The sequence below is a fragment of the Lacinutrix algicola genome (genome assembly GCF_001418085.1).
Lineage (GTDB): Bacteria > Bacteroidota > Bacteroidia > Flavobacteriales > Flavobacteriaceae > Lacinutrix > Lacinutrix algicola.
In genome coordinates, this window is the sequence record NZ_LIQH01000027.1 from 77,404 (window position 1) to 88,869 (window position 11,466).

The 11,466-nt window shown below is 31.8% G+C and carries 13 protein-coding genes; 6 read left to right on the forward strand and 7 right to left on the reverse strand.

The annotated features are described in order from the left end of the window. Positions 1–9: 9 nt before the first annotated feature. On the forward strand, positions 10–417 hold the full coding sequence (locus ASC41_RS04045) for a PUR family DNA/RNA-binding protein (protein WP_055435355.1): 408 nt from the start codon (positions 10–12) through the stop codon (positions 415–417). 67 nt (positions 418–484) lie between these two features. Here ASC41_RS04045 and ASC41_RS04050 read toward each other — a convergent pair whose 3' ends face one another. The 6 genes from ASC41_RS04050 to ASC41_RS04075 form a co-directional block, all read right to left on the reverse strand. Continuing rightward, complete coding sequence (locus ASC41_RS04050) at positions 485–1,516, reverse strand: 1-acyl-sn-glycerol-3-phosphate acyltransferase (protein WP_338034456.1); 1,032 nt, start codon at positions 1,514–1,516, stop codon at positions 485–487. 21 nt (positions 1,517–1,537) lie between these two features. Beyond that, entirely contained in the window at positions 1,538–2,434 is an 897-nt protein-coding gene (locus tag ASC41_RS04055; protein WP_055435357.1) for a bile acid:sodium symporter family protein, read from the reverse strand. Positions 2,435–2,436: 2 nt separating this feature from the next. Further along, positions 2,437–2,772 carry a tRNA-binding protein gene (locus ASC41_RS04060; protein WP_055435358.1) on the reverse strand — a complete coding sequence of 112 codons (336 nt, stop codon included), beginning with the start codon at positions 2,770–2,772 and terminating at the stop codon, positions 2,437–2,439. A 243-nt stretch (positions 2,773–3,015) separates the two neighbouring features. Further along, positions 3,016–3,561: a YfiT family bacillithiol transferase gene (locus ASC41_RS04065; protein ID WP_055435359.1), complete on the reverse strand. Its 546-nt coding sequence runs from the start codon at positions 3,559–3,561 to the stop codon at positions 3,016–3,018. A gap of 95 nt (positions 3,562–3,656) precedes the next feature. Then, positions 3,657–4,352: a tetratricopeptide repeat protein gene (locus ASC41_RS04070; protein WP_055435360.1), complete on the reverse strand. Its 696-nt coding sequence runs from the start codon at positions 4,350–4,352 to the stop codon at positions 3,657–3,659. A 120-nt stretch (positions 4,353–4,472) separates the two neighbouring features. Next, complete coding sequence (locus tag ASC41_RS04075; RefSeq protein ID WP_055435361.1) at positions 4,473–5,405, reverse strand: peptidylprolyl isomerase; 933 nt, start codon at positions 5,403–5,405, stop codon at positions 4,473–4,475. Between the two features lie 139 nt (positions 5,406–5,544). On the opposite strand from ASC41_RS04075, the gene ASC41_RS04080 reads away from it, so the two are divergent. Then, positions 5,545–5,982: a hypothetical protein gene (locus tag ASC41_RS04080; RefSeq protein ID WP_055435362.1), complete on the forward strand. Its 438-nt coding sequence runs from the start codon at positions 5,545–5,547 to the stop codon at positions 5,980–5,982. 62 nt (positions 5,983–6,044) lie between these two features. Here the strand turns inward: ASC41_RS04080 and ASC41_RS04085 are convergent, their stop codons facing one another. Next, positions 6,045–8,237: a RecQ family ATP-dependent DNA helicase gene (locus tag ASC41_RS04085; protein ID WP_055435363.1), complete on the reverse strand. Its 2,193-nt coding sequence runs from the start codon at positions 8,235–8,237 to the stop codon at positions 6,045–6,047. A 213-nt stretch (positions 8,238–8,450) separates the two neighbouring features. Here ASC41_RS04085 and ASC41_RS04090 point away from each other — a divergent pair, with 213 nt between their 5' ends. The 4 genes from ASC41_RS04090 (at position 8,451) to lptB (ending at position 11,389) form a co-directional block, all read left to right on the forward strand. Beyond that, a complete protein-coding gene (locus ASC41_RS04090) occupies positions 8,451–9,416 on the forward strand; it encodes a KpsF/GutQ family sugar-phosphate isomerase (RefSeq protein ID WP_055435364.1) in 966 nt (321 codons plus the stop codon). Continuing rightward, entirely contained in the window at positions 9,416–10,252 is an 837-nt protein-coding gene (gene tatC, locus ASC41_RS04095) for a twin-arginine translocase subunit TatC (RefSeq protein ID WP_055435365.1), read from the forward strand. Before ASC41_RS04090 ends, tatC begins: the two co-directional genes overlap by 1 nt. Beyond that, complete coding sequence (locus ASC41_RS04100) at positions 10,236–10,583, forward strand: carboxymuconolactone decarboxylase family protein (RefSeq protein WP_055435366.1); 348 nt, start codon at positions 10,236–10,238, stop codon at positions 10,581–10,583. The genes tatC and ASC41_RS04100 overlap by 17 nt, the downstream gene beginning before the upstream one ends. 65 nt (positions 10,584–10,648) lie before the next feature. After that, the gene (gene lptB, locus ASC41_RS04105) at positions 10,649–11,389 is read left to right on the forward strand and encodes an LPS export ABC transporter ATP-binding protein (protein WP_055435367.1); all 741 of its coding nucleotides are present in this window, start codon (positions 10,649–10,651) and stop codon (positions 11,387–11,389) included. Positions 11,390–11,466: the final 77 nt, after the last annotated feature.

Here is an 11,466-nt window from a genome sequence, read left to right on the forward strand (position 1 = left end):
ACAACAACTATGCACAATAACGAGATGATGGAGAAAGAGGAAATTTACTCTAAGGTTCTAAGAGCTGGAAGACGTACATATTTCTTTGATGTTCGCGCTACTAAAGCTGGTGATTATTACTTAACAATCACTGAAAGTAAAAAGTTTACAAATGATGATGGATCGTTTCATTACAAGAAGCATAAAATCTACTTATACAAAGAGGACTTTAGAGAGTTTAATAGTATTTTACAAGAGATGACAGATTATGTTATTGCTGAAAAAGGTGACGAAGTTATTAGTGATCGCCATCAAAAAGATTTTAAAAAAGAATATGATACTCCTGCTCCAACTGAAGCAAGCTCTACTACAGAAGTTGAAAGCGAAGGAACCTCTGCCGAAAGTAGGTTTACTGATATAGATTTTGACGATATATAAAACAAACTATTAGCCATGGCTACTAATTTTAAAACACTGTTTCTTTCGAAATGGTGTTTTTTTTTGCTTAGAGTTTAACGGCTAATAAAGCTATTATTAAAACTGAAATAATAAAATAAACAGCAATACTTACAGAGAAGAAAAACAATAACACCATAGCTAATAACGCAATCCATAATGGTGCAAGAGTAATAGCAATAGCAAACCTAAAAGTACCTGTAAACTCTATTTCTTTAATTTTTGGTTGCGCAACCTTTTTCCAAACAAAATAAGGAACAATACAAACTGTTTTTAAAAGTAATATAAAAAAGGTCTTTAAATAACCAAAGCCTTTTTTCTTTTTAGGTTGGCACGATTTAAAATTTGATGCAATACAATTATTAACCTTTTCTGGCTTTAGAAAATCAACATTTAAACGTTCTAAATTTAAAAGCACTTTATCGTAATGCTCTGTTTCAATATGGGTTGTTAAGCTTGTTAATTCTTTATAGACGTCTTCCTTTAGTTTTTTTACAGCTTCGTTTTCATTTGTAAAGTTATATTTTGAAACCGCAATAGGTTCTCCAAACCAAATCAATGCTTCATCTGCAAATGCAGTCGCATTTAGGTAGTTAAAACCTACAGGAACTAATAATAATTTAGTACTCGAGTTTTCATTTAAAACACCTAAAACAATTCTTGTAAATCCTTTACTTAAAGGTCTAACCGTACGTTTTAAATTATGACTTCCTTCTGGAAAAATAGTAACTGCATCGTTAGCATTTAATAACGACACACATTGTTTAAAAATAGCGTTATTCTGTTTAATACTCTGCCAACCATCTCGTACACGATAAACAGGTATCAATTGTAATGTCTTTAAAATTTTACTTACCAAAGGTTTTTTAAAAACTTGAGCTCGTGTTAAAAAATGTGTATATCTTCCAGATGTTATTGCCAACAATAAAGGATCTAACAAAGCATTTTGGTGATTACCTAGAAATAAAACAGGTTCATCTTTTGGCATGTTTATTGGCTTTCTAACTTCAATTTTTTTGAAATAGAAAAACAAGCCAATACTTATATACGTTTTAACACAAAAAAGCAAAAGTGATTTCAAGCGGTAGTTTTTAGTTAGGTTTTAATTAGAATTTCGAGACCAATATAAGGATAAAACTAAACCTGATATAATATGCCAGATTCCCCAAAAAGCTGCAATTATTGCCATCCCTCCTAATCCATCGAAAAAAGTAAAGATTAACAATAAACCTAAACCAGAATTTTGAATACCTGTTTCTATCATTATTGTTTTTTGATTTTTATGGGATAGGCCGAATAGTTTTGCAACCAAAAAGCCTAAGAGTAATGCTATTATATTATGCGTTATCCCAATGCCAACCACATGCTTTACATAACCCGTAAATACATCTAGATTTTTATAAAATGCAATACAGACTATAGCGATAAAAACAATTACAGATAAAGGCTTTAGTAGTTTTGAAAGTTTAATTGCTAAAACTTCGTACCTATTTCTAACTAGCATACCAAGTAATAAAGGTACTCCCAAGATAAGAGACACCAATTTTAATAATGCTAAAAAGCTAATATTTACAGTTTGTAATAAACCTGCTGTCGGCTGATACAGATTGCCATACAATTCGAAATTTAGCGGTGTTAAAAAGACAGCTAAAACGGTAGCAAAAGCGGTTAAACTTATAGATAACGCTGTGTTTCCTTTTGCTAAATGCGTCATGAAATTAGAAATATTTCCACCAGGACAAGCGGCTACCATAAATAATCCCAAAGCAATACTTGGTTGTGGTTCTATTACCAAAACAAAAAGGAAAGTAACCAATGGTAAGAGTACAAATTGCGATAAAACTCCTGCAACTAATAATTTTGGTTCTTTTAAAAGTAATTTAAAGTCTGTAGTTGTAATACCTAAAGCAACTCCAAACATAACGACTGCTAATGCTATATTTAATAGCCAGAGTCCATTGGCATCGAAGTTTATGGTTACATTATCTAAGTCTTGCATAGTTATGAAACCACACTTCCGTTTTTAACTAAAACTTCAGGATTAAGCAAGATTACATCTTTTCCATCTACTGCTCCAAGCACCAAACAGTCACTCATAAATTTACCAATTTGCTTTTTAGGGAAGTTTACTACTGCCAGAACTTGCCTGTTTAGTAAGTCTTCTTTTTTATAAAGCATTGTTATTTGTGCAGATGTTTTCTTTACTCCTAAATCGCCAAAGTCTACTACTAGTTGATATGCAGGATTTCTAGCTTCCGGAAAATCGTTAACTTCTATTATTGTGCCTACACGAATATCTACTTTAGTAAAATCGTCGAATTGAATAGTTTTACTCATGAGTTAAAGATAATAAAGTTGATTTGCTCTCACAAATTGAGTATTTAAAAATGTAATTAAACATCAGTATTAATATAATAAAGAAGAAAATAAACGGCTTGACTTTGTCAAAAAAATCTGCTAACTTAGAAATTATTATAACTGCTGATATAAAATATTAAAACGATTTCATATCAAAGTAGAAAGTTATAATAATTTCGAATCATAAAATTTCTATTTTAAAAACACCTTTTTTAAACATCTTTACACCAACCACCCTTCTCTTTCAATTAACTTTTCAATATGTGCAAAATGATGATTAGAATGCCAAGCATAAATACCTAAATTTTCATTTAAAGCAACAACCTCATTTCCATCTGGATGAATAAACGTACGTTTTAAATCTTGAGAAGAAAGACCTTTTACAAAGTGTACCAATTTAGCATGTATTACTTTAATGTGTAATAGTGAGTTTTCAATTGGCTCATTATAATCATGCTGTTGTGCCCAAACATTTTCATCGTAAGCTTTTATTAGAGGATTATCTTCTGTCATTGCCCATTTAAAGCGTGTATAACTATTGTGATGACTATCGCTAATGTGGTGCACAACTTGCCTAACTGTCCACCCTTTTGGTCTGTAAGGCGTATCTAGTTGTTTATTGTTTAAGTTAGCAACTAGATTTTCTAAACGATTGGGGAACTGCTTTAAAACAAAAATCCATTCTTGAATATGTTCCTCTGTTATTTCTGTAGGACAATCGAATGTTCCAATTGGATATTTTAGAGATTCTAGTTCCTTATTGGTCATTTTATTTGCGTTAAATTATTAATCATTCCTGAGAAAACAAAAAACGATGCTTTACTATTAATATAAATTCCTGCCTCCGCTGGAATGACAAAAAATTACTTTTTATTATAAGCAGCTACAAAACGCTTTGCGCTTCTGTTACCATTATTGTACTGCAATGCTTTTTTATAATTATTATAAGCCTCTAAACTATCACCATTTTTAACGTAAGCATCAGCTAAGCTATCGTAAACATTATCACTTTCTGCGTGTAAAGCCACATTTATTTTAAAGACCTCTATTGCTTCTTTGTATTTTTTTTCTCTTAGCTTACTGTAACCTAATCTATTAAATCCGTTTTCTTTAATAAATACACTTGTAGAATCTTCTTTTTGGATTGCCAAATAACCTTCTAAAGCTTCACTATACTGTTCGTTTTTAAGATAAGTACTTGGTACTTGCACAGAATCTTCTAACTTTTTATAGTTATAAGTTATCTCTGTTTCTTCATCTTCAGGAACTTCAGATATATAAAACACTTGTGTTTCAGGATGCTTCAAGAACTGAATTTTCTTATTCATTTCCTTTATAAAATAGGTGTTTTCATCTAAATACAGAGGTTCTATTTTTTCTGCACCTCTCCATTTTAAAAAGAGTTCATTATTTTCAAAATAAACTTCTATTACTTCATTTGCATTAAATAAATAACGTCCAGTTGTATCTTTAATAAATTCTGGAGTATAATTTGCCGATTTGCCACAAGATACTATTAGAGCAAAAAGTAAAGTGTAAATAAAAGCTTTGGTTTTCATATTTGTTGGTTTTAAATGGATTGATGTTATAGTGCAATTAAAAGCAAAATGTTGCGCATAAAAAAACGCCTCATATATATGAGACGTTTTAGAATTATATTTGTTACTAAATAATGTTACTTATTTTACAGCCATTAATTCTACATCGAAAATTAAAGTTGCATCTGGTGGTATTGCTCCTCCAGCACCTCTAGATCCATATCCTAAATCACTTGGTATAACAAAACGCGCTTTATCTCCTACTTTTAATAAGCTAATACCTTCATCCCAACCAGAAATTACTTGTCCCATTCCTAGAGCAAAATCAATTGGTTCGTTACGCTTGTAAGAAGAATCGAAAACAGTACCATCTGTTAAGCTTCCTTTATAATGTACAGAAACTGTTTTTCCTTTCTCTGCTTGAACTCCTGTTCCTTTTTGAAGAATCTGGTAACGTAATCCGCTTTCCGTTTCATCAAAACCTGCAGAATACTTATCTAATTCTGCTGCTTTTTCTGCTCTTTCTGCTGCTATTCTTTTTTCGCGAGAACCTTCAAATGTTCTAAAAGCTTCAATAGCATTAAATTGTTCTGCTGCTTCACCTACTCTTACTATTTCCATAGTTTCAATAGAATCTCCTTGAGCAATAGCATCAACAATATCTTGTCCTTCTACTACATTACCAAATACAGTATGATTTCCATCTAACCAATCTGTAGCAACGTGAGTTATAAAAAACTGACTTCCGTTAGTTCCAGGTCCAGAATTTGCCATAGACAATATTCCAGGTCCGTTGTGTTTTAAATCTGGATGAAACTCATCGTCAAACTTATAACCAGGGTTTCCAGTTCCAGCGCCTTGTGGACAACCACCTTGAACCATGAAATCTGCAATTACTCTGTGAAATTTTAAACCATCATAATAAGGAGTTCCTTGAGGCTTAGCCGTATTCTCCATATTTCCTTCTGCTAAAGCAACAAAATTACCTACTGTTCCAGGAGTTTTTTCAAATTCTAGATTTACTAAAATAGTACCTTTATTCGTGTTAAATTTTGCGTATAAACCGTCTTGCATTGTCTTGTTTTTTAATGAGCTGCAAAGATAGTAAGAAGTTAAAAAAATTAAGTTATGAGTTAACATTTTTTTTCAAGTCTCACTTATTAAGTTAATATCGTGAATTTTCTTAGCTTTGAAACTAAATTAAAATTAAAGTATGGGTGTTTTAGGAAAGCTATTTGGAGGTAAACAAAAGGAAAATAAAGAAGACGATAAAAAATATATTGAATCAATAATTGCTTCTGGAGATGGCGAACCGCTTGCTGTTTCTAATAGTAATGTTATGTACGCTGGATATAACGAGCTTGGTGGCTACTACTATTTGCAAACCTTTACTATTGGACGTTTAAAAACTAAAACTAAAAATGGTGCTAAATTACTTATTGAAGGTAATGATTACACTTTAAATCTAAACTCTGATATGCTAGAGTTTGAGTGCGATCCTGCACATCCATTAGAAGGTTATGTTACTAAAATAGATTTTGAAATTGAAAAATCGGCAGTCGAAAAACTAAAACGATCTACAATGAAACAGGTTACACTTTTGGTAATGAAAAAAGAAGTTGTTTTTACTGTTAAACCTGAAAAGGAATAAATTTTACTAGTTCTTGGTTACTATTAGAAAACCAAGAACTAGCAATTATATTTTTTACTTTATTAATTAGCTACTTCGCTAATAAATTTAATACGATATAAACGAAGTTCTTCGTCATCGTAATCACCATCAAACTCGTCTATAGCAACATCTATTTTATCGGTTTCAGATTCCATAAAATAATCATGAAGCTCTTCTTGCTGGTCTTCATCTAACAAATCGTCAAGCCAATAATTAATATTAAGCTTAGTACCAGAAAACACAATAGCCTCCATTTCTTTTATAAAGTCGGTCATTTGCATTCCTTTAGCAGAAGAAATATCTGTTAATGGTAATTTTCTATCCACATTTTGGATAATATATAATTTTAAGCCAGAATTAGTTCCTGTAGATTTAACTATAAAATCGTCTGGTCTCTCTATTTCATTTTCGGTAACATACTTATCGATTAAAGCGACAAAATCTTTACCATATTTTTTAGCTTTTCCTTCACCAACACCGTGCACATTAGATAACTCTGCAACAGTAATTGGATATTTTAAAGCCATATCCTCTAAAGAAGGATCTTGAAAAATAACAAAAGGAGGTACTCCTAATTTCTTAGCGTTAGACTTCCTTAGGTCTTTTAGCATTTTCATTAAAGCAACATCTACTACCGCTCCTGCACCTTTATCTGCAGTCACAATATGATCGTTATGAGAATCGTCGAAAGTATGATCTTCGGTCATCATAAAAGAAGTTGGCTTTTTAATAAACGCTTTTCCTGACTTCGTTAATTTTACAACACCGTAAGTTTCAATATCTTTTTTAAGATAGCCAGCAACTAATACTTGACGCAATAATGCCATCCAATATTTATTGTCTTTATGATTTCCTCTACCAAAAAATGGCTGATTATCTGTTTTATGAGAACTTATCATGGCGTTAGAAACACCTGTAATAACACAGACTAAATCTTTAGACTTATATTTTTCGTTTGTAGATTCTACAATTTCTAAAAGTATAGCCGCATTGTCTTTAGCTTCGTGTTGCTTTTTAGGATGGCGCATATTATCATCCATATCACCACCACCACCAGTTTCATTATCAAACTCTTCACCAAAATAATGAAGAATAAATTTTCTTCTAGAAATAGATGTTTCACAATATGCTACTACTTCTTGCAATAATGCGTGACCAATTTCCTGCTCGGCAACTGGTTTTCCAGACATAAATTTTTCAAGTTTTTCTATATCTTTATAAGCATAGTAAGCTAAACAATGTCCTTCTCCTCCATCTCGTCCAGCACGTCCAGTTTCTTGGTAGTAACTTTCTATACTTTTTGGGATGTCATGATGAATTACAAAACGTACATCTGGCTTATCTATTCCCATTCCAAAAGCAATGGTCGCAACAATAACATCTACATCTTCCATTAAGAACATGTCTTGATGTTTTGCTCTTGTTTTTGCATCTAATCCTGCATGATACGGCAATGCTTTTATACCATTAACTTGTAAAACTTGCGCTAGCTCTGTAACACGCTTTCTACTTAAACAGTAAACAATTCCAGTTTTACCTTCGTTTTGTTTTACAAAACGAATAATATCTGAATCTACAGTTTTTGTCTTCGGACGTATTTCGTAATATAAATTAGGTCTATTAAATGAGGCTTTAAATGTTGTAGCATCACTCATTCCTAAATTCTTAAGTATATCTTCTTGAACTTTTGGAGTTGCAGTTGCTGTAAGGCCTATAATTGGAATATTGTCACCAATACGTTGTATTATAGTACGCAAGTTTCTGTACTCAGGTCTAAAGTCATGTCCCCATTCACTAATACAATGCGCCTCGTCTACCGCCATAAAAGAAATTTTTACAGTACGTAAAAACTCTACATTCTCTTCTTTTGTAAGAGATTCTGGAGCGACATATAGCAGCTTTGTTATTCCATTTGTAATATCTTCTTTTACTTGTTTTATCTCCGTTTTATTTAAAGACGAATTTAAAACATGAGCAACACCATGTTCATCTGAAATACCACGAATGGCATCCACCTGATTTTTCATTAATGCAATTAAAGGAGAAACCACAATAGCTGTCCCTTCTTGCATAAGTGCAGGAAGTTGATAGCATAAGGATTTTCCGCCTCCAGTTGGCATAATAACAAAGGTGTTATTTTGAGATAGAATACTTTCGATAACGGTTTCTTGTAATCCTTTGAATTCACTAAAACCGAAATACTTTTTTAGGGCAGCACGAATTTGACTTTTCACTTTTTTTATTAAGCTATTAATTATTTACACAAAAGTTAAAGGTAAAACAACTTCTAATATCGACACTAATAGTACAAAGAATTAAAGATTTACTTTTAATTTTTTGCTAAATTTGTCGAGATTATCAACAATCACGAAATCGAAGTTATTTTACGCAATGATTAAAGATAACAAAATCTTTTTAATTGCAACCTAATCTTAAAATGATATATTTTGAATACTAAGGAATCTATTATAAAAATTGCCAAAGAAACCATTGCTTTAGAGAGCGCTTCTATAAGTAATCTCGCTACTTTAATAGACGAAGACTTTGCTGATGCTGTGCAGCTTATATACAAATCTAAAGGTCGAGTTATCATTACAGGAATTGGAAAAAGTGCCATAATTGCAACAAAAATTGTTGCAACAATGAATTCTACAGGAACGCCTGCTGTTTTTATGCATGCTGCAGATGCCATTCATGGTGATTTAGGTTTAATTTTAGAAGATGATGTTGTTATTTGTATTTCTAAAAGTGGTAACACACCTGAAATAAAGGTACTTGTACCTTTAATAAAGAATGCAAAAAATAAAATGATTGCCATAACAGGTAATAAAGACTCTTTTTTAGGTACACAGGCAGATTATGTTTTAAACGCGTTTGTTGCTAAGGAAGCTTGCCCAAATAATTTAGCACCAACAACAAGTACAACTGCCCAATTAGTAATTGGAGATGCTCTTGCTGTTTGCTTATTAGAAATTCGTGGTTTTTCTAGTAAAGATTTTGCAAAATACCATCCAGGAGGTGCTTTAGGTAAAAAATTATATTTACGAGTACATGATTTATCTTCGGTTAATAATAAACCGCAAGTACAAATAGATACAGATGTTAAAAAAGTAATTATAGAAATCTCTGAAAGTTTACTTGGTGTAACTGCTGTTGTGGAAAACAATAAAATTGTTGGTATTATTACCGATGGAGATTTAAGACGTATGCTTACTAAGGTTGATAATTTTACTGGACTTACTGCAAAAGACATTATGAGTAGCAATCCTAAAACCATAAATGAAGATGCTATGGCTGTAGATGCTATGGAGCTTATGGATAACAACGGTATTTCTCAATTACTTGTAGAAAACGAAGGTAATTATGCTGGTGTAGTACACATACACAACTTAATAAAAGAAGGTATTATTTAATGGCAAAAGCAGATGTAAACAGTATGTCGTTTTTAGATCATCTAGAAGATTTAAGATGGCATTTAATTAGAATATGTATTGCAATAGTTATTTGCGGTACTGTCGCTTTTATTTTTGGAACTTTTATTTTCGATAATATTATTATGTGGCCAAAAAAGATGACGTTCCCTACATACCAATGGCTATGTGGAGTATCTCAGTTTTTTGGTATAGAAGACACCACATTTTGCCAAGCAGAATTTCCTTTTATTATTCAAAACAGAACAATGGCTGGTCAGTTTTCTGCACATATATGGACCTCTATTTATGCTGGGTTTATTGTTGCCTTTCCTTATATAACCTATCAACTTTGGCATTTTATAAGTCCTGGTATGAAGGTAAACGAGCGTAAAACATCTAGAGGTTTTATTATTATCTCTTCTTTACTCTTTTTTATTGGTGTTCTATTTGGGTATTTTATTATTGTACCATTATCCATTAACTTTCTTGCTAACTATATAGTAAGTACAGAAATTTTAAACGAAATAGATATTAGCTCTTACATTTCCCTTATTCGCTCATCGTCTTTAGCGGCAGGTTTTGTTTTCGAGCTTCCTATTATTATATATTTCTTAACCAAAGTTGGTTTAGTAACACCGGAAATACTAAAAAAATATAGAAAGTTTGCACTTGTTATAGTACTTATACTTTCTGCAATTATAACACCACCGGATATTGCCAGTCAGATTATTGTAGCAATACCAATACTTATTTTATATCAAGCTAGTATTTTTATCTCTAGAATGGTAGTGAAAAAACAGAAAAAGAAACAAAGAAAAGATGTCAGAGTCAGTTAAAGAATTTAATGATTATCGTACTAAAATGAACGATAAAATATTAGCAGATAATAATAAGGTAATAAAACGTATTTTTAATTTAGATACAAACGCCTTTGCAGAAGGTGCTTTAGATGTTGCCACAAAAGAACTTTTAGGTCTTGTTGCCTCAACAGTTTTACGTTGCGACGATTGTATTAAGTACCATTTAGAGTCTTGCTACAATGCAGGATTATCTAAAGAAAAAGTGGTAGAAACATTAAGTATTGCTACACTAGTTGGCGGTACTATTGTAATTCCTCACCTAAGAAAAGCTTATGAATACTGGGATGAATTAGAATCTCAAAGTTAAACTTTAGCTAAACCAAATTAAGTTTAATCTTAGTTTAGTATTTTTATCTAATATAATATGTACACATGAAATTAAAAGCCGAACATTTAATGAAGTCCTATAACGGACGAAAAGTTGTAAAAGATGTTTCTCTAGAAGTAAATACTGGAGAAATCGTTGGATTACTTGGACCTAACGGAGCAGGAAAAACAACCTCTTTTTACATGATTGTTGGCTTAATTAAACCTAACGGTGGAAACATATTTCTGGAAGGTACTAATATTACCAAATACCCAATGTACAAACGTGCACAAAATGGTATTGGTTACTTGGCACAGGAAGCTTCGGTTTTTAGAAAACTAAGTATTGAAGATAATATTTTAAGTGTATTACAATTAACTAAACTAAGTAAGAAAGAGCAATTACATAAAATGGAATCGCTTATAGATGAGTTTAGTTTAGGGCATATTAGAAAAAGTCGTGGCGATTTATTGTCTGGTGGAGAACGTAGAAGAACAGAGATTGCACGTGCCTTGGCAACGGATCCTAATTTTATTTTATTAGATGAACCTTTTGCTGGTGTCGACCCTGTTGCTGTAGAAGATATACAACGTATTATTGCGCGTTTAGCTAAAAAAGACATTGGTATTCTTATTACCGATCACAACGTACAAGAAACTTTAGCCATTACAGACAGAACGTATTTAATGTTTGAAGGTGGTATTCTAAAAGCTGGTGAACCAGAAGAGCTCGCTGCAGACGAAATGGTACGTAAGGTATACTTAGGACAGAACTTCGAATTACGTAAGACTAAAATTGATTTTTAGTCGAAATAATAAAGAAATATTTTACAACAAAAAACACCATTAGTAATTTACCAATGGTGTTTTTTTTTATGCCTTTT